Source organism: Paenibacillus allorhizosphaerae (assembly GCF_042659105.1).
Classification (GTDB): Bacteria; Bacillota; Bacilli; order Paenibacillales; family NBRC-103111; genus Paenibacillus_G; species Paenibacillus_G allorhizosphaerae.
The window spans coordinates 373,027-390,541 of sequence record NZ_JBHSRV010000005.1 but is presented as its reverse complement, the minus strand read 5'-3'; the positions used below and the strand labels follow the sequence as shown (position 1 = coordinate 390,541).

Below are 17,515 nucleotides of genomic sequence, written 5' to 3'. Positions count from 1 at the left end.
TGTTTCAATCCGCATGCCGTCCCTTGTTTTTAGCGCTGTCCCTTGCTTACTTGGATAACGCTTCCCACAATTTGCCGAGCGCCTGCGCGCGGTGGCTTAGCTCGTTTTTCTCGTTCACCGTCAGCTCCGCCATCGTTCGTCCCAATTCGGGTATGTAAAATAACGGATCGTAGCCGAAGCCGTGCTCTCCGCGCGGTTTATCGATGATGACGCCATCGCAAGAGCCTTCGACTTCGGCAACGGGATGACCCGCCCGATCGACGAGCGCGATCGCACATACGAACCGGGCGGGGCTGAGCCGGGCCGGCTCTGCCGACGGAGAGCTGTCTTCCAGCTTGGCCAGCTCCGCGAGCAGCTTCCGGTTATTGGCCGCATCGTCCGAAGGCTCCCCCGCATAACGGGCAGAATAGACGCCCGGAGCGCCGCCGAGCCGGTCTACGCACAAGCCCGAATCGTCGGCGACAACAGGAACGCCAAACTTGAGCGCGATCGCTCTCGCCTTAATCAACGCGTTGGCGGCGAACGTGTGGCCGTCTTCGACGATATCCGGAAGATCCGGATAATCAAGCAGGCTTCGGACTGCGATGCCTTGCCGCAGGAACATCGGTTCAAACTCTTTCATCTTCCCTTTGTTCCGCGTGGCGATGATGATTTCAGATCCTAGCGGCAGCACCGGAAGCCCCCCTGATGCGGTCGGCGATCGGTCCGAGCGCCTGCTCTTGTTCGAGGATCATCGAGGCGATGCCCGATTCGGCCAGCGCCAACAGCTCATCCAGCTCCTGCCTGGAGAATGGCGCTTCCTCGCCTGTTCCCTGAACTTCGACAAATTTGCCGGTGCCCGTCATCACCACGTTCATATCGACCTTTGCTTTGGAATCCTCTTCATAATTTAAATCCAAGAGCGCCTGATTTTGAATAATGCCTACGGAAATCGAGCCTAAAAAATCGGTAATCGGATATCGGGATAAATGCCGTTCACGTACCAGCTTGTCAATCGCTATCGCCATGGCCACAAAGGCGCCGGTTATCGAGGTCGTCCTTGTGCCTCCGTCAGCTTGAATGACATCGCAGTCAAGCGTAACGGAGCGCTCGCCCAGCGCTTCCAAATTCACTACGGAGCGCAGCGCACGGCCGATCAAGCGCTGAATTTCCATCGTCCTGCCGCCCAGCTTCCCTTTGGCAGACTCGCGCTGATTGCGCACGGCGGTAGCCCGCGGAAGCATGGAGTATTCCGCCGTAATCCAGCCTTTCCCCTGCCCTTTCATAAAAGGAGGCACCCGCTCTTCCACCGTGGCGGTGCAAATGACTTTCGTATCGCCCACCTCGATAAGCACGGAACCTTCCGCATGCTTGTTATAATGGGTCGTAATTTTCACAGGACGCGCCTGATCTGCTGCTCTTCCATCGTTTCTCATCGGTTCAATGTTACCTCCTTTGCTTTACCGTTTTCATTGTACCAGAGCGCATATGGAAAACCAAACGTGGATAGATGTCGTGCTCTTCCGTTCCCTTTTCGAAAAAAAACGCCCTTCCCGCAGTGCGAATAAATCTCACTGGCAGCCGAGAGGACGTCGTTCTATCGTTCCGATCGAATCGCTTCGACCGGAATATTTACAATTTGACCTGATTTACCGTAGCCGGACGCGTAACCGGCTTGGCATAGTTCTGGTTGTCGGTCGCGCTCACTTTGGCGTCGCCGTTCACAAGAATTTGCACCTTGGACGAAGCGCCCGCGTTTTCTGTCAAAGAAAGGACGACCGCTTTGAGCGCCTCTGCCGGCGCCTTCTTATCCGGTCCGAGCACCTTATCCGAAAAATTGACGGTGATGATATCTTCCGCCTTGCTGACTTTCAACAGCTCGGCGCCCGGCGTCATGACGGCGGCCAGCCCTTTTTTGGCGTCCGGGCCTGCAATGAGCTGCTTGATGACCGCTTCCGCGACGTTATCCGTCCGTTGGATCAGCCTGGTGACCGGAACATAGTATTTATAATCGGCTTGATTCTGATTCAGGAAATACAGCGTAACCGGTGTGGATTGGCCGAATTCGACGCTCTCCGGCTTCTCAAGATTAATGCCCATCAATCGGCTTAACGGTTCATCCAGCGGCGTGCCGCCGACCGGCATCTCTTTCAGCGCTTTGCCTTCCACCCGGATCTGCACCTTCTCTACGGTCGGAAAACCGGTCAGCGTCCAGGTAACGGCCTCCAATATTTTCCGTTCGTCCTGAAGGTTATAATCCGTGAACGATTTGGAGAAATCTACTATAGCAAGCTTTTGATCCTTCACGATATTGATCCCTCTGACCTGCGTGCCTTTCGGTAAAAGACTGACGAAGCCCGCCGGCAGCTGCCCTTGGGAAGGTCCGCCCTCGACCATATATTCTAGCGCTCGTTTGGCCGTACTTTCGGTCTTCTCCACCTGGATGGCGATCGGGGCGACAAACCCTTTCTCGTCTTTGGCGTACACGGTAACTTGCATCGGATTGGCAATCGTAACGCCGGCAGCTTTCGCACTGGTTGCGGCGGCGTCCGACCCGGCCTGCGGAGGATCAATCGGCTGAGATTGTTCCTTCGGCTTCAAAACCGAGCAGCCGGATGTCACCAACATTACGCCTATTCCGGTTACAGCGGCCAACCTTGTCCATTTATACGGTTTCATTGCTTTTCCTCCTTGTGCTGTTGTCAACGTATCTCGGCGGTGGCCGGGGCTCGTTGCAACTCGTCCGTTTTACTTAATGTATACGGCCCGGAGACAAGTTTATGACAACAATTTGTCCGCATTTCCCCGGCAATCGATTTGGTACTTTAGGCGCGGATGATCCTTGATTTCACCGGTACCGGAAGACTATAATAAAGATGTCTTTTTTCCAAATAGAGGTGATTCTGACGCATGGATGACCATCTTTCCGATTTTGCCGATGGATTATTACGGGCAGCCGTGCAGCAATCTCCGGACTGGCTATGGATATTCGGCGCCTCCGGGTTACCGGTATGCGTTGCTCCTGCGTCCTGCGCTGGCATCGGCCTGTATGAGACGGTGTACGAAAGCGATTTAGCAAGTGTGAGGGCATCCTGCGATCGGCTGTTCAGCCTGTACGTTCCTTTTCGGGCGGCGTTCCGGGTCGTGCAGCCCGACGGCTTGTGCGTGTGGCTGGAAGGCAGCGGATATGCCTTCCTCGCGCCGGACGGGCAGAAACGGGCTGCGCTGTCGGCCAAAGACATTACGCAATACAAGCAAATGGAAGACCGCCTGACCCGGCTCGCTTATTACGATCCTTTAACCGGACTTCCGAACCGGAGGCTGTTTCAGGACCGGATGTCGCAAGCGCTTCATACCGCAAAGCGATACCAACATAAGCTTGCCGTCATGTATTTGGATATGGACGATTTTAAAAATATAAACGATACGTACGGTCATGCGACAGGCGATGAGCTGCTCACCAAAGTCGCCTCCCGTCTGTCCCACTCGATCCGCGAACCGGATACGGTATCCCGCATGGGCGGAGACGAATTCGTGCTCTTGCTCCAGCAGTTTCTTCTGCCGGACGATATCGCCAAAATTGCGCGGCGCATCTCCAATGCGTTAAACCAGCCGTTCGATTTGAACGGGCAAAAAATTACGCTGACCTGTTCCATCGGCGCCGCTTTTTTCCCAGAGCACGGAGATGACAGCGAGACGCTGCTCCAAAACGCGGACGCCGCCATGTACGCATCGAAACTGCAAGGAAAAAACCATTTTCATTTTTACTCGAACACTGAATAAGAGGAGGCCTTTCTGTTGACCTATAGCCTGAACAGTAAAAAAGTAGCCGAGGCTTCCAGGGCATGGCTGCTCAGCCGGGGCGTTCGCATCGAAGATATTGCCGAGCTGACTTATTTCCTGCAAAAGGATTATTACGAAACGCTGATCATGGAGGAATGTGTGCAAAGCGTGGAACAAGTGCTGACCAAACGCGAGGTGCAAAATGCGGTTCTTACCGGAATTCAGCTTGATCTGCTGGCCGAAGAAGGAAAGCTGCTCTCTCCGCTCCAGGAAATGATCGAAAACGACGAAGGACTGTACGGCTGCGATGAAATATTGGCGCTGTCCATCGTGAACGTATACGGTAGTATCGGTATGACCAATTTCGGTTACATCGATAAAATAAAGCCCGGCATTCTCAAGATGCTGAACGATAAAACCGGCAAGCACAAACATACGTTTCTCGACGATATCGTAGGCGCGATCGCGGCGGCAGCCAGCTCCCGGATCGCACACCGCAAACAGGAAGAACGGGAGAAAGGCGGACACTGATCAAGCCCGCAAACAACATAAAGAAGAAGCCTTCACCCGGACGGATAGCGGTGAAGGCTTCTTTGCGCGATCGGGATGCACCCGAGCATTTTTATTTCAGCGGAGTCAGCGTATCGGCGATCGCTTCAAGCTCCTGCTTCGAAACGGCTTTGGCGGAGCTGATCGAGATGAACGTATCCCCCAGCTTAACGTAAAGCGTCGGTTGACCGTTAACGCTCATCCATTGCGCTGTGCCGTTCTTCAGCTTCGCTTCCGTCTGGTCCGTTACTTTACCGACAGGGACCAATTGCTCCGCTGATTCAACAACGACCATCTTCAAATACTGCAGCGTCATTTGCTTGGCGGTGCCGCGAACGACATCCAGCTTATCGTCCGTCGCCCCCTGCTGCGGAATATAGACCGTCTTCACTCCGGACGATTTGGCCGTTGCCGTCAAGATCTGCTTATCCGCGTCGGAGTAAGCGATCGTCGTCAGCTTTGGAGCCGATTCCGGCTGCTTGGACGGCTGGCCGGTTTGGCCCTGGCCCTGTCCGGTCCCGGTCTGCGGCAGCTGTCCCGCCGTTCCTCCTTGCTGCGGAGGATTCGCCGCCCCTTGCCCGGCATTCTCACCGGGCTTTGCTTGCGGCTTGCCGCAGCCGGCCGTCAAGGAAAAAGCGGCAATGAGCACGAAAAACCAGAGAGCCGTTTTCGTCAGCTTTCGATGGTTCAATGTCGTGATTGTCTTGTTCATGGGTTCGTTCCTCCGATCAGGTTCAATTTGACCGACAGCCTCACCTCGGCTTTGGCAAACGATTCTCGCCATCGATCCGGCGACCATACGCCGGCATATTGCTGGCGGAAAGAATCGCCTGCATGGAGCGGATCGATGCGGCGCTCCTGCAAATCGCGGACAAGCGCGGTCATTGCGGCAAGCAGCGCCCGCGCGGCGCTTTCGGCCTGCGCTGCGGATGCCGAACCGAATGCGGCGCTTTCTCCTTGGACGGCGACATCGACCGTAAGGACGGGGCCGGTTAAGCTGCCGTTGCCCCGCACTTCGGAACGGCAGGAGACGCGTTCCAGCATAGCCGCTCCGTTGTCAGCCTCAGGCATCGGCCACGAAAGTTCAGGCAAGTTCGCGGCCCCCCGCAAGCAGGAAAGCATACCGCTCTGCTGCGGAGAGAGCATGCCCGCAAGCTGCCCTTTCTTAAACAGCACAGCCTGTACTGAAACCTTCTCCGCACGATCGTGCTCCTGCGTTCTCGTTAAGTATGGAAGAACCAAATCTTCCTCGTAGCTTACGGACCGCGCTCGCAGCGGGTTTGCCGTCCAGTCTGCCTGACGCAGAAGAGCGGCGCTGCTTCTCGCTGCGGTGCTGCTGCGAACGATATGTTCCGCCGCTCCTTCCGTGACGGCTACAAGCGGCCTGCGTCCGTCCTTGAATCCGAGGCGGGCGATCTGATTCGCCCACGAAGAAGCGAATCCGTGCATGCGCACCCATTCCTCGCCTATAACAACAAGCTGCGGCGCGCCTTTCCGCTCCCACTGCCATACCGCATCCGCCAATGAAACGAATGACTGCGTACGCACGATTGGCGTACCGTAAGCTTGCAGCCGATCCTGCGATCCGGCTGGGAGCATTTCCGCAGCCGTCATTTTCATCCCGCCGGCGCCCGTATCGACGCCTACCACCGTAATCGAACCGCGCTCCTCCACCATCGCGCGAGGCGATCCGGAGCCGGACGAGGCGCAACCGGCCAGCAGCATCGAGGCCGTTAACACCATCAACACCGATGTCTGTCGGCGACGGATCAAGCCAAGCTGGCGATCCACTTGCGTACCCCCTTCCCTGTTCAACAACATCGTCCGTTAATTTTTCCCAAATTACGGCATTCCTATGCACGGAACGCACAGGAGGGCGGCATTTGTCATGTCCCGCCGACTGTAAAGCGAGAGAACCTGGCGGTGCTGTCCTGCCGGTCTTCATTTATGGAGTCGGGGCGCTGCCATCCAGTGTAGAAACGCCAAGAATGAGTGGGATGCGCTGCTGCAATGGCGAAAATGCACATCAGGCGAATTCGCACGGGTTGGGATGCAGCGAAGCGACGTTCGTATCGAATGGCGGACGGCAGAAAAGAAAAGCGGCGCGCTTCTTTTCCCGCGAAAAGAAGCGCGCCGCATCTGGAGTTGTCTACTTACTGTTTGTAACAAACGACGCCGTCACGCCCGTATTCCTCGGCTCGTCCCGCTTCCCGCAGCCAAATCAGATGCGCGATCGTCTCCGACAGCGCAAACCGGAGCTGATGCAAGCTCAGACGGTCGCCGAAGGTCAGGCGGCATACGTCGTAAGCCGTCCTCGGCTGCGCAAGCAGCTGGCGCATGCCTTCCAGCCGTTCCTCGTGATGGCGGATCAGCTCGTGCGCACGCTGCGCCAAATGCGGGAACGGCTCCCGGTGGCCCGGGAAAGCGAGCCGCACTTCGAGCCCGGCGATGTCCCGCAGACTGCGCATGTAGCTGTCCAGCGGGTTCTCGTCGATGCCGCCGGGCAAATAGCTGACGTTCGGCGAAATTTGCGGCAGCACGTGATCGCCGCAAAACAGCACCCCCGTCTCCGCCCGGTAAAAGCATAGATGCCCCGCCGCATGGCCGGGCGTCAAGATCGACACGTACGCGTCGTCGCCGAGACACACGGTGTCGCCCGCCTCTAGGGCGGTGACGTCCGGCTGCGGGGACACGGACGGCACGAAGCCGTCCATGTGCTCCCGCATCGGTTCACGAAGCTCCGGCGGCAGGCCGTGGCCCTGGAACAGCGCAAGCAACTGTTCCGTCATCGGCTGCCCGTCGCCCCACAGGCGGCGGGCTTGCTCCAGGCCCGTACGCGACAACAGGACGGGCGCGCCCGAGCGCTGCTGAAACCACCCGGTGAGACCGTAATGGTCGGGATGGTGGTGGGTGAGCACGATGCGCTCGATTTGGCCATAGGCGATGCCGAGTTCGGCCAGCGCCGTATCCCACAGCGCTTCGGCGGCTTCCGTCCGAAGCCCCGGGTCAATGAGCGTCCAGCCGCTGCGGCCGGGAACGAGATAGCTGTTCACCCAGCGCAGCGGAAACGGCAGCGGCACCTTGACCTGCACGATATCTCCATGCTTTTTTACGGCGGAAGCGGCAGAAGCATGTCCGGTCATCACGATTCCCTCCGTCCGACCAGGATGAGCCGCTTCGAGGTCGCAGGCTCGTACGGCGAAGCGTCATAGCAGCCGTATACGGCATCGACGGCCAAACCCGTCTCGTTCAGATGCGACTGGAACCATTCCCGGCCGAGCAGCTTCACCTGCTCGTCGTATACGCGCTGTTCCGCTTCCCCATCCCCCTGCAGCACGATTCTTTTCCGCACAAAGCCGTCCTCGATACGCCGGTCCTCCACGATCCGCAGGTTTCCGTCCCTTCGTTCCGAATGCGGTACCACGCTCGCCTTTACGAACTCCGGGTTCAAGTAATCGATAATAAATCGTCCTCCCGGCACCAGCAGGCGGTACATTTCCCGAAGAACCCGCTCGTTCTCGGCGTCCGCATCAAAGTAGCCGAAGGAGGTGAACAGATTGACTACGGCCGCGAACGGGCCTGCAAGCGGCACGTCCCTCATATCGCCGTGAACCCAGTTGACTTCACCGTCCGTATCCAGCCTTCTCGCCTCGGCGAGAAGCACTTCGGACAGATCGACGCCGGTCACTTTAAAACCGAAACTGTTCAGCGCCATCGAATGCCGGCCCATACCGCAGCATAAATCGAGCACTTCCGCGCCTTCCGGCAGCTCCAGCCATTCCATCATGCTGCGTACTTCTTCGTACGCTCCCTGCAAATCGCGGTGCTTATATACGAGCAAATAATCGTCTCCGAAACTTTTTTCATACCATTCCGACATGTCCGACTCTTCCTTTCTGCATCAAAACCATGCTGTGTCACCTTGTATTTCCGGCGTGCCACGTGACGTCAAGCCCTATTTTACCAGATTTCCGCGCGGAAAAGCACAACTTCTTCAAATCGATAATCCCGTTTCTCGAACCGCATCTTGCGGCAGGATGGACAACCCGGTTAAGTATAGAGTAAATTAAGTTTAGACATTCCGGAATCTTCCAAGGACGGAGACACGTAATGGAACAAATGCCGATTGAATCGAGGCTTGCAGGCCGCAAGCAGAAAGAACTGTTTGAAATTATCCGCAGGGCGGGCACCGTTTCCAAAATCGAGCTTCTCGAACGAAGCGGACTGACCGGCAGTACCTTGACCCGCACGTTAGAGGAGCTGACCGACCTAGGAGTGATTAGGGAGGCGGGATTCGGCGATTCGACGGGCGGCCGCAGGCCGATTTTGTATGAAACGAACCCTGAATACGCCTACGTACTCGGTCTCGATATTTCCCGCATGCATACCCGTTTAAGCTTATTCGACCTTGCGATGAACAGGCTGGCATCCAAACACTGGCAGATGACCGAGCAATTGACACCGTCCGTACTGCTGGAGCAAGTCTCCGAAGCCGCTGCGGCCATGCTTTCAAGCCGCAGCCTTGCATCCGATTCGGTTCTGGGCATGGGGATTGGCGCAGTCGGACCGCTCGACCGGGAATCCGGCGTCCTGCTCGACCCGATTTACTTTCCCTCTTCCGGCTGGGGCAACCTTCCGATCCAAAGCATACTGGAAGCGCGGCTTGGCATCCCCGTACTGCTGGATAACGGCGCGAATGCGGCACTGCTCGGCGAGTCGTGGACGGACCGGGACCGGGACTACCGGCATCTGCTGTACGTGCATGTCGGCGTCGGCCTGCGTTCGGCGATGATGACCGGGGGCAAAGTCGTCTATGGCGCGGTCGACATGGAAGGCTCGATCGGCCAGATGATTATCCAGACGGACGGTCCTCGCCTGCTCGGTCAGGGCAACTTCGGATCGCTGGAATCGTACGCTTCCATCCATGCGCTGGAGCTGCAAGCGCGTTCTCGGCTCAAGCAAGGCCGGGACAGTCTTCTTCTCCGCATGGAGAGCGACCCGGACAAAATTCAATTCGCGCATTTGCAGCAGGCGCTCCGGGAAACCGATCCGCTGACGGTCGAGTTGTTCACCCAAGCGGCCACTTACTTCGGGATCGGCCTGTCCAACCTGCTCAATATTTTGCATCCGGAGAAGGTGATCCTGGGCGGCTCCCTGATCAGCAGCCATTCCGGTTTCTTCCATAACGCCACCCGCATTGCGATTCAGAGAGCGTATTATTACCCCAAATACCAAGTTGTGTTCAGCCAAGGCTCGCTCGGCGAAGAGGCGGTTGCCACCGGGGCGGCGCTCATGATTGTCGGCAAATTGACGGAACTGAGCTGAACTATTGTTAAGCGCAAAAACAGCAAGCCCGCTTGTGCGCAAAAAAGCTCCGCTCACCATCGAGTCGATCGATGAAAATGCGGAGCTTTTACTTATGCGGCTTAGTGCGGCGAGTCCTTGAGAGCGACGCGCCGCTTGATTACGCGGTCGCTTCGTTTTCTTCTACCGGATCGCCGTGCAGTTCCTGGAAGAAGCGTACAAGTTTGCCGTGCTTGCGCAGCGACTTCTCGTGAATCAGGTTCAGTTTGCCGTTATCAAGCACTCCGAACCGTTCGATCAGCTGCTCGTTGTCGTGCGACCAATCGAAGCCTTCGAAAATGCTCAGGCAGGACGTCCAGTTTTTCACGTATTTGCCGTCCAAGAACAGGTGGCGGTGCGCATACAGCGCGATGCTTTCCTGCATTGCGCGAGCCGACGAGCTGTACTGCGGCAGTCCCGGCTGTTCCGGCATCAGCGGCAGCAGCGTGCTGTAGAACTGATGCAAAATCTCGATAAACGTAGACGGATCGTTCTTGATTTTGCGAGCCAGCTCATACGAAGGCTGCATTTTGCCGGTGAACAGCATGACCGCTGTCGAATAGAGCCAGCTGAACGACGAAAAATTTTTATTGTAGGCCGTCAAGTTGGCTCGGCGCTCGACGCCGGCGGCCTTCAGGAATACGTTATGATCGGCGACCTGTTGAATGACAAGATTGAGCGGATCGATCGAGTCGAACGAATGGCCGAGCTCTTTGCTGACGAGCTGCACCTTGGAGTTGATGTCGCCGAACAGCTGCTTCTCCTCTTCTTCGCTCAACCCGATGTAAATTTGCGCAGCCAGCTCGCTCTCCATCAATTCCAGACGGCGGCGCTCCAATTGCTCCACTTGGCCTTGCAACTGCTCCAGCTCTTCCTTTGCCTCGGCGTCGTCCGGCATTTTCCGCTGCTTGATTTTGGCGGCGGCCAATTTCTTCTCCAGGCTCCGTGCTTCCTTCAAAATTTGATCGTTGACGTAGCCGAGCGCAAGGATGCGATGCTGCCCGTCAAGAATACTGATTTTCGAACCCGGACGCAGGTACAGGCCGTTTTCGGTTTTGGCCAGGCTGCTTACGTCGCGCAAGCTGAGCGTAACCGGCCCGAAGAAGACGCGGTCGAGCTCGCGTTCCTGCAAATAATTGGCGATTTTCCGCCGTTGTCCGGCGCTTAGCTTCCGCTGTACCATCGGATCGATCATCGTATAGTTGAGCAGATCCTGCACTTGAACCGGTACGGTAGCCAAACCATATTTTCCGCAAAACGGGTGTATCGTCATTTTCAGATTCAAACCTTCCATCAGCTCGCATCCTCCTTCGTGCTTTGACCTGTCATATCTTCATCGATTATATCGTCTTCCCGGATCAGGAACAGGTGATGCTCCTCGTAAAATTCTTTGATAAACTGGTACGCCTTCATGATGCGGGAACGTCTGGGCAGGCGGTCTTTCTCATCTCCCGTATAAATGGCGTTCCAATCGATGTGCGGCAATATTTTCGAAACGTACTGCAGCGCATATTTGTTGAACGTGCCGGTTTTTGTCACTTCGCCGTGGAAGAACATGGACAGCGCGATCTGCAAGTTTTCCGACCAGCAGAGCTCGCCTTTGGCCGGGTCCGGCAAATATTTCAGCAAATGCTCGAAGTAAAAGGAAGCCAGCTTCAAATGCTCTTCCACTTCTTTCTCTTCGAAGTAGTACCCGTTGTTGCGCGCAGCCGATTTCAAGCGGCCTTCGAACAGCCCCGTCATGATCTCGATCAGCAAATGGTACGAGAACAAGTACTCCGGCCCTTTGCCCCGCTCGGTAAACATATCGACGGACAGCTGCTTCATGACAGGCGCATCCAGCGCAAGGCGCGTAGCCAGCACGTGATAGAATCGGCGCTGCTCGCGAAGCACGGCCAGGTTGCCTCCGATCTTGCGCGGAAGCTTGTTGATATCGGAGAACAGCTGGCGTTCCTGTCTTGCATTGATGTCAAGATAGATCATCGTAGACATCGGGAATGCATACAGCTTGCTCAGCTTGGCTGAAATTTCTTCCATCCGGTCGTATTCCCGGCGGTCTTTGGCTCGCGCCATCGCGCTCTGCAGCGTTTCCATCAAACGGCGGAACGCAGCAAGACGGTGCTGCCCGTCAACGATGTACAGCTTCTCGATCGCTTGCAGACGATACATCTTCGCATCCTCGTCGTATTCGCCCGCACCGCGCGCCGACAAAATGATGCCCGGAAAATAGATGCCCTGTCCGTGATCCAGATACAGCATGATATAATCCATCATTTTGGACAAGTTTTGCGGAACGATCGAACGCTGAACCTCCAAATCGACTTCATAGATGGCAAAAAGCTTGCTCATCGGCAATGTAGTGGACAGCGTCCTTTGACCGAACGTTCTGGAGGCGACTCCCGGGATTTCGATGTAAGACGATGTTTTCTGCTCCGCCAGCAGTTCCGACAGAGAAGAGATTTGATCCATAACCATATTCCTCCTTGGCTCACTTGGAAAGTTAAGCGTTATAGTATTTTACTATAAATAGGTTCATATAATTCCATTATACACCGAAAAGTACCGAAACATTCAGGATATTGGGAGATTTTGGTCCATTTTTTGATAATATGGCGCTTGACATACCGGTTCGGTTACACAATCTCGGTCTATGGAATCAAAGGGCTCCATAACTGATTATAACGCAGATGGGGTGCCGAATTAAACTTCTGCGCGACGTGGCACAGCATATGGGAGGTTTGGAATATATATGATGCGCGGGATGCAGGAGGATATGAGGGTTTTCTTGCATAAAAAAAAGCCGACGCTTACGAGTTGCCCCGTAGAATCGGCCAGATGCGTACGTCAAGTTTTTTCGCAAAATGAAGCAGCGGCGGCGTATCCGTCAGCAAGTCATGCCATTGTCCCGGTACCATCGTGTTGAGCGAAATGTCGGCTGCCGCAAGCTGCAGCGGCCAAGGCTCATGATCGATGTCGCAGCGCAGCACGTTTCGTTCCCCGTCCAGCGTATACAAGCAGTAACGTTCGGTCAGCCAGTACTCGAGCGAACCGGCGGACGACCGGAAAGGGGCGGAAATCGGCCGGTATGTCCCCTCGAACGCCGCACCTCCGCCCTTGCGGCTGCTGAAATAATGGACTTCGCCGGAACCTGGCTGCACAGCCACGCGCATGTTCGCAAGACGATAAGGCAAATGATAAAACCGCCGGGCCAGCTTCACGGCCAGCGCATGCGATGCGTCCAGGCTAAAAAAATAAACGCCGGGCTTTCCCTGCAGCGTCACATACGTACGTACATTGATTTCCGGGAAGCGGCTTGCTCCCGGCAGCGGCGGCAGGAAGCGCGGGCGTATGCCGCTCATATGGAACGGCACTACGGCGATCCACGCTTCTCCGCCGTACGTATCCAGCGGAAGCTCCGGCGGCATGCGGGCGAACCGGCCAGTGGGCAAACAGCAAGTCGCGCCATGTCTGCTTCATGATCCATGGCCATGAAGGCAGCGGCCAAGGACGCCGGCTGTGCACCTCGCAGGATGTTCGCTTGCAATCGTCGTTCCTTTCCAACGCTCGTTCCCCCTCAAGAACCGGTTCGGCCTCACTCGGTTCCTTCCGTCAGCTGTCAGTCAGGTATTAGACTTCCCGAAGATTCAATTGGTATGACAACGCCCGCCGCCAACCGGCGTATTTCGTTTCGCGGTACGCTTCGTCGCGCTCCGGCTGGAATACCCGGTCGAGTCCTTTGAGCTGCTCAAGCTCGGACAACCCGCCCCAGAAGCCGACCGCAAGACCAGCCAAGAACGCGGCGCCGAGAGCGGTCGATTCCGTGACTTTCGGCCGGACGACCGAAACGCCCATCAAATCGGCCTGAAACTGCATCAGGAAGCCGTTGCGCACGGCGCCGCCGTCCACGCGCAGCTCGCTGAGCCGTACGCCCGTTTCCTGCTGCATGACTTCGAGCACGTCGCGGCTTTGATAAGCGATCGCTTCCAGCGAAGCGCGCACCAGATGGGCTTTGCCCGATGCCCGGGTCAGACCGGTGATCATGCCTCTGGCGTCCGGCTCCCAATACGGCGTACCAAGGCCGGCGAAGGCCGGAACAAAATAGACGCCTTCCGTGTCTTCGACGGAGCGCGCAAGCGCTTCGGTTTCCGCCGCATCGCCGATCACGCCGAGACCGTCGCGGAGCCATTGGATCACGGCGCCCGCAATAAAAACGCTGCCTTCGAGCGCGTAGTCCACGCGATCCCCGATTTGCCATGCTACGGTTGTCAGGAGGCCGTTCTTCGAGAGCACCGGCTTATCCCCCGTGTTATTCAAAATAAAGCAGCCGGTGCCGTATGTGTTCTTCGCCATGCCTTCGCGGAAGCAGCCTTGACCGAACAACGCCGCCTGCTGGTCTCCGGCCGCGCCGGCAATCGGCACCGGCTGCCGCGGATCAAGCAGCGCCGTATGCCCGTACAAACCGCTGGACGGCCGGACTTCCGGCAGCATCGTCTTCGGAATGTTAAGCTGCTCCAGTATCTCATCGTCCCATTGCAAGGTATGAATGTTGAGCAGCAGCGTACGCGACGCGTTCGATACATCGGTAGCATGCACTTTTCCTTCGGTCAAGTTCCAGATCAGCCAGGAGTCAATCGTTCCGAACAGCGCCTCTCCTTTGTCCGCTTTCTCGCGAATATGCGGGAACGTATCAAGCAGCCATTTCAGCTTCGTCCCGGAAAAGTACGGGTCCAGCACCAGGCCGGTTTTTTCCTTGATCGAAGACTCCATGCCTTGTTCCTTTAACGTATGACACAGCGCGCTCGTCCGGCGGCACTGCCAAACGATGGCGTTGTGCAGAGGTTTGCCGGTTACGCGGTCCCATACGACCGTCGTCTCCCGCTGGTTCGTTATACCGATCGCGGCGATCGATCCTGAGGGTACTTTCGCGGCGACCTGCTTCATTACTTTCCATTGTACCTTCCAAATTTCATCCGCATCGTGTTCCACCCAGCCAGGCTCCGGAAAAATTTGTCGAAACTCTTCTTGTGCCGTATGAATGACAGCGCCTTCATGATCGAATAATATGGCGCGGCAGCTCGTCGTTCCCTGATCCAGGGATAATATATAACCAGGTTTTGTCACAGCTTTCCCTCCCCAATGAACGAATGAATCGATTCCGATTTGCTTGCACTCGCAATCTAACATACGCTCTTTTTCGCTGTCAATGGTAGTTTGAAAACCGATGAAAAATGGTTGCTTTCGCATTCGCTACGTGCTATGATGATACCAACAAGTTAATCAAGGTCAGAGAACCAGAGAAGACCGCGATACAAACTCCCGGCATGTTTATGCCGAAGAGCATTGTCCGCGTCTTCTCTTTTTTTTATGTCTTTGAGACAGATTACTGAAAAGGGAGATCTTACTTATGACAAACGCAATCACATTTTCCAGTGAACGAAGAAGCCAGCTGCTCGAGCAAATGGCTGCCGTACCTCTCGACTTGCTGGTCATCGGGGGCGGCATTACCGGCGCAGGCATTGCGCTTGACGCGCGCACCCGCGGAATGAACATCGGCCTGATCGAGATGCAGGATTTCGCCTCCGGCACGTCGAGCCGTTCCACCAAGCTGATTCACGGCGGGTTGCGTTACTTGAAGCAGCTTGAGTTCAAGATCGTGGCAGAGGTCGGTAAAGAGCGTGCCATCGTATACGAAAATGCGCCGCATGTCACGACGCCGGAATGGATGATGCTGCCGGTAATCGAGGGAGGCACGTACGGCAAGCTTGCCAGCTCCGTCGGTTTGTACGTTTATGATATGCTTGCAGGCGTCAAACGCGGCGAACGCCGCATCATGCTGTCCAAGGAAGAAACGCTGCGCCGCGAGCCTCTTCTTCGCACCGACAAGCTGAAAGGCGGCGGCTACTACGTCGAGTACCGCACGGACGATGCCAGACTGACGATCGAGACGATGAAAGCGGCGGTAAGCCGCGGCGCGCTTGCCGTAAACTACGCGAAAGCGGAAGAACTGCTGTACGATAACGGAAAGCTGAAAGGCGTTCGCGTCGTCGATCAGTTGAGCGGCGAGTCTTACGAAATCTACGCTCACAAAATCGTCAATGCCGCAGGGCCATGGGCCGATACGATTCGCGAAAAGGACGGCTCCAAGTTCGGCAAACGCCTGCACTTGACCAAGGGCGTGCATCTGGTCATCGACGGCAGCCGTTTCCCGCTGAAACAAGCGATCTACTTCGATACGCCGGACGGCCGAATGGTGTTCGCGATTCCGCGCGACGGCAAAACGTATGTCGGCACAACCGATACGAACTACGAGGGAGACATCGTGCATCCGCGCATGACGGTGGCCGACCGCGATTATATTATCGCTGCCGCCAACTTCATGTTCCCGACGATCAAGCTGACGAACAAAGACGTCGAGTCGAGCTGGGCCGGCCTGCGGCCGCTCATTCATGAAGACGGCAAATCCCCTTCCGAGCTGTCGCGGAAAGATGAGATTTTCCTTGCAAAGTCCGGTCTGATGACGATCGCGGGCGGGAAGCTGACAGGCTACAGAAAGATGGCGGAACGGATCGTCGACATGGTGGCGAATCAGCTGCAGCAAGAAGGCAAGGGCTCCTATCCGGGTTGTACGACGGATAAAGTCCGTCTCTCCGGCGGCGACGTCGGCGGTTCGCAAGGGCTTGCCGCTTACTTGAAGTCAAAGACGGAAGAAGGCGTGCATCAGTATGGACTGAGCCGCGAGCAAGCCGCCAAGCTGACTCAGCGCTACGGCTCCAATATCGGCCTTGTATACGGCAGACTGAGTGCCAAACAAGAGGCGGAACAAGCCGGCTTGCCGCAGGACGTGTTCGCTTCGCTGCTCTACAGCATCGAGGAAGAAATGACGGCTACGCCGGCGGACTTCTTTATTCGCCGTACCGGTGCCGTGTACTTTGATATCGCTTGGGCGAAACAGTGGAAGACGCAAGTCATTAATTACATGGCAAACCGTTTCGGGTGGTCTGAAGAAGAGACCGGGGCTCATACCCGTCTGCTCGATACGCTGATCCATGATGCAGTCGAACCAAAGGCGCAGGATTAATCCTGCGCCTTTGGCGTTTGATCGGCGAATGCGTCCCACAGCTCTTTGAGCGATGTGGTCACGGCGATCGCTCCGGAACCGAGCGCCAGATCGACATCGCCGGGCGTCCGGATCAGTCCGCCCGCCAAGATCGGGATATCGATCCGCTCCCGCATTTCCGCAATAATATGGGGCATAATGCCGGGCATGACTTCGATATAGTCCGGCTGGATCTTATCGGATAGCTTGTAGGTCATATCCAGCGCGGTCGAGTCGAGCAGAAAATGCCGCTGGATGCCGAGGATTTTGTGCTTCTTCGCCGTCATCACCGCACTGGAGCGGGTCGAGATGATTCCTGCGGGCCGCATCGTTTGGCATACAAATTCGATGGCGTAATCGTCATTTTTCAGTCCGTTGATCAGGTCTACATGTACAAGCAGCTGTTTGCGGTGCTTTCTTACAAGCTGCCCGATACTGGCCAATTGCGCAATATGGCTGTCGAGAAGAACGAGCGTCGTGTAGTTGGACGACATCAGATGCTCCAAATCCTTCATTTTCCGAATCGCCGGTAAAACCTTTTGGCCGTGAAAGTGGGAACTTAGCAAGCATGCCACTCCTTCGGGGTAGGTAGTTTGACTTTATCATATCCTGTCGAACGGCAACTGTAAATCCATTCCCGCCGTTCGACCCGTTCCCCATGAGGCGGCAACCGTTCTTTCTTGGCCCCCGAAGCTGCATATTACGATCGACCCACTAAGTCAAGTCGGCTCATTTCAGCCGGGCTGCCTGCCGTGGCGGATCTTC

The 17,515-nt window shown here is 56.2% G+C and carries 16 protein-coding genes and 1 pseudogene; 5 read left to right on the top strand and 12 right to left on the bottom strand.

The features are described from left to right. Window positions 1-46: 46 nt before the first annotated feature. From ACFQI7_RS20805 to ACFQI7_RS20795, 3 genes are all read right to left on the bottom strand, one after another. Complete coding sequence (locus ACFQI7_RS20805; protein ID WP_218100387.1) at window positions 47-673, bottom strand: XTP/dITP diphosphatase; 627 nt, start codon at window positions 671-673, stop codon at window positions 47-49. Next, window positions 654-1,415 carry a ribonuclease PH gene (gene rph / locus ACFQI7_RS20800; RefSeq protein ID WP_218100386.1) on the bottom strand — a complete coding sequence of 254 codons (762 nt, stop codon included), beginning with the start codon at window positions 1,413-1,415 and terminating at the stop codon, window positions 654-656. Before rph ends, ACFQI7_RS20805 begins: the two co-directional genes overlap by 20 nt. 196 nt (window positions 1,416-1,611) lie before the next feature. Beyond that, the gene (locus tag ACFQI7_RS20795; RefSeq protein WP_218100385.1) at window positions 1,612-2,658 is read right to left on the bottom strand and encodes a GerMN domain-containing protein; all 1,047 of its coding nucleotides are present in this window, start codon (window positions 2,656-2,658) and stop codon (window positions 1,612-1,614) included. A 231-nt stretch (window positions 2,659-2,889) separates the two neighbouring features. On the opposite strand from ACFQI7_RS20795, the gene ACFQI7_RS20790 reads away from it, so the two are divergent. Continuing rightward, window positions 2,890-3,762: a sensor domain-containing diguanylate cyclase gene (locus ACFQI7_RS20790; RefSeq protein WP_218100384.1), complete on the top strand. Its 873-nt coding sequence runs from the start codon at window positions 2,890-2,892 to the stop codon at window positions 3,760-3,762. Window positions 3,763-3,777: 15 nt separating this feature from the next. Beyond that, complete coding sequence (locus ACFQI7_RS20785) at window positions 3,778-4,293, top strand: phosphatidylglycerophosphatase A family protein (protein ID WP_218100383.1); 516 nt, start codon at window positions 3,778-3,780, stop codon at window positions 4,291-4,293. 91 nt (window positions 4,294-4,384) lie between these two features. Here the strand turns inward: ACFQI7_RS20785 and ACFQI7_RS20780 are convergent, their stop codons facing one another. Both ACFQI7_RS20780 and ACFQI7_RS20775 read right to left on the bottom strand, forming a co-directional pair. Further along, entirely contained in the window at window positions 4,385-5,023 is a 639-nt protein-coding gene (locus ACFQI7_RS20780) for a hypothetical protein (protein WP_218100382.1), read from the bottom strand. After that, a complete protein-coding gene (locus ACFQI7_RS20775; RefSeq protein ID WP_218100381.1) occupies window positions 5,020-6,102 on the bottom strand; it encodes a Ger(x)C family spore germination C-terminal domain-containing protein in 1,083 nt (360 codons plus the stop codon). Before ACFQI7_RS20775 ends, ACFQI7_RS20780 begins: the two co-directional genes overlap by 4 nt. A gap of 219 nt (window positions 6,103-6,321) precedes the next feature. On the opposite strand from ACFQI7_RS20775, the gene ACFQI7_RS20770 reads away from it, so the two are divergent. After that, window positions 6,322-6,477 carry a hypothetical protein gene (locus tag ACFQI7_RS20770; protein ID WP_218100380.1) on the top strand — a complete coding sequence of 52 codons (156 nt, stop codon included), beginning with the start codon at window positions 6,322-6,324 and terminating at the stop codon, window positions 6,475-6,477. On the opposite strand, the gene ACFQI7_RS20765 is transcribed toward ACFQI7_RS20770, so the two are convergent. Further along, window positions 6,465-7,454, bottom strand: a complete 990-nt coding sequence (locus ACFQI7_RS20765; RefSeq protein ID WP_218100379.1) for an MBL fold metallo-hydrolase — start codon at window positions 7,452-7,454, stop codon at window positions 6,465-6,467. The two genes, ACFQI7_RS20770 and ACFQI7_RS20765, sit on opposite strands and share 13 nt — an antisense overlap. Continuing rightward, entirely contained in the window at window positions 7,454-8,191 is a 738-nt protein-coding gene (locus ACFQI7_RS20760) for a class I SAM-dependent methyltransferase (protein ID WP_218100378.1), read from the bottom strand. Before ACFQI7_RS20760 ends, ACFQI7_RS20765 begins: the two co-directional genes overlap by 1 nt. Before the next feature lie 230 nt (window positions 8,192-8,421). On the opposite strand from ACFQI7_RS20760, the gene ACFQI7_RS20755 reads away from it, so the two are divergent. Next, window positions 8,422-9,636: an ROK family transcriptional regulator gene (locus ACFQI7_RS20755; protein WP_218100377.1), complete on the top strand. Its 1,215-nt coding sequence runs from the start codon at window positions 8,422-8,424 to the stop codon at window positions 9,634-9,636. 139 nt (window positions 9,637-9,775) lie between these two features. Here ACFQI7_RS20755 and ACFQI7_RS20750 read toward each other — a convergent pair whose 3' ends face one another. The 4 genes and pseudogenes from ACFQI7_RS20750 to glpK form a co-directional block, all read right to left on the bottom strand. Then, window positions 9,776-10,948 carry a DNA sulfur modification protein DndB gene (locus tag ACFQI7_RS20750; RefSeq protein WP_218100376.1) on the bottom strand — a complete coding sequence of 391 codons (1,173 nt, stop codon included), beginning with the start codon at window positions 10,946-10,948 and terminating at the stop codon, window positions 9,776-9,778. After that, the gene (locus ACFQI7_RS20745; RefSeq protein ID WP_218100375.1) at window positions 10,948-12,123 is read right to left on the bottom strand and encodes a DNA sulfur modification protein DndB; all 1,176 of its coding nucleotides are present in this window, start codon (window positions 12,121-12,123) and stop codon (window positions 10,948-10,950) included. Before ACFQI7_RS20745 ends, ACFQI7_RS20750 begins: the two co-directional genes overlap by 1 nt. 338 nt (window positions 12,124-12,461) lie before the next feature. Next, a pseudogene (locus tag ACFQI7_RS20740) lies at window positions 12,462-13,131 on the bottom strand (YqjF family protein). 150 nt (window positions 13,132-13,281) lie between these two features. Further along, window positions 13,282-14,775, bottom strand: coding sequence for a glycerol kinase GlpK (gene glpK, locus ACFQI7_RS20735; RefSeq protein ID WP_230415189.1), 1,494 nt, complete (start codon window positions 14,773-14,775; stop codon window positions 13,282-13,284). A 283-nt stretch (window positions 14,776-15,058) separates the two neighbouring features. On the opposite strand from glpK, the gene ACFQI7_RS20730 reads away from it, so the two are divergent. Beyond that, window positions 15,059-16,732 (top strand): glycerol-3-phosphate dehydrogenase/oxidase, encoded by a 1,674-nt coding sequence (locus tag ACFQI7_RS20730; protein ID WP_218100373.1) that lies wholly within the window; start codon window positions 15,059-15,061, stop codon window positions 16,730-16,732. Here ACFQI7_RS20730 and ACFQI7_RS20725 read toward each other — a convergent pair. Then, a complete protein-coding gene (locus tag ACFQI7_RS20725) occupies window positions 16,729-17,316 on the bottom strand; it encodes a glycerol-3-phosphate responsive antiterminator (RefSeq protein WP_268966836.1) in 588 nt (195 codons plus the stop codon). The genes ACFQI7_RS20730 and ACFQI7_RS20725 overlap by 4 nt on opposite strands. Window positions 17,317-17,515 lie beyond the last annotated feature (199 nt).

What these genes read in the sequence shown, in the direction of transcription:
- ACFQI7_RS20745 (WP_218100375.1), bottom strand. Translation starts at nt 12,123, where the DNA reads ATGGATCAAATCTCTTCTCTGTCGGAACTGCTGGCGGAGCAGAAAACA.
- rph (WP_218100386.1), bottom strand. Translation starts at nt 1,415, where the DNA reads ATGAGAAACGATGGAAGAGCAGCAGATCAGGCGCGTCCTGTGAAAATT.
- ACFQI7_RS20770 (WP_218100380.1), top strand. Translation starts at nt 6,322, where the DNA reads ATGGCGAAAATGCACATCAGGCGAATTCGCACGGGTTGGGATGCAGCG.
- ACFQI7_RS20790 (WP_218100384.1), top strand. Translation starts at nt 2,890, where the DNA reads ATGGATGACCATCTTTCCGATTTTGCCGATGGATTATTACGGGCAGCC.
- ACFQI7_RS20780 (WP_218100382.1), bottom strand. Translation starts at nt 5,023, where the DNA reads ATGAACAAGACAATCACGACATTGAACCATCGAAAGCTGACGAAAACG.
- ACFQI7_RS20795 (WP_218100385.1), bottom strand. Translation starts at nt 2,658, where the DNA reads ATGAAACCGTATAAATGGACAAGGTTGGCCGCTGTAACCGGAATAGGC.
- ACFQI7_RS20760 (WP_218100378.1), bottom strand. Translation starts at nt 8,191, where the DNA reads ATGTCGGAATGGTATGAAAAAAGTTTCGGAGACGATTATTTGCTCGTA.
- ACFQI7_RS20755 (WP_218100377.1), top strand. Translation starts at nt 8,422, where the DNA reads ATGGAACAAATGCCGATTGAATCGAGGCTTGCAGGCCGCAAGCAGAAA.
- ACFQI7_RS20750 (WP_218100376.1), bottom strand. Translation starts at nt 10,948, where the DNA reads ATGGAAGGTTTGAATCTGAAAATGACGATACACCCGTTTTGCGGAAAA.
- ACFQI7_RS20765 (WP_218100379.1), bottom strand. Translation starts at nt 7,454, where the DNA reads ATGACCGGACATGCTTCTGCCGCTTCCGCCGTAAAAAAGCATGGAGAT.
- ACFQI7_RS20730 (WP_218100373.1), top strand. Translation starts at nt 15,059, where the DNA reads ATGACAAACGCAATCACATTTTCCAGTGAACGAAGAAGCCAGCTGCTC.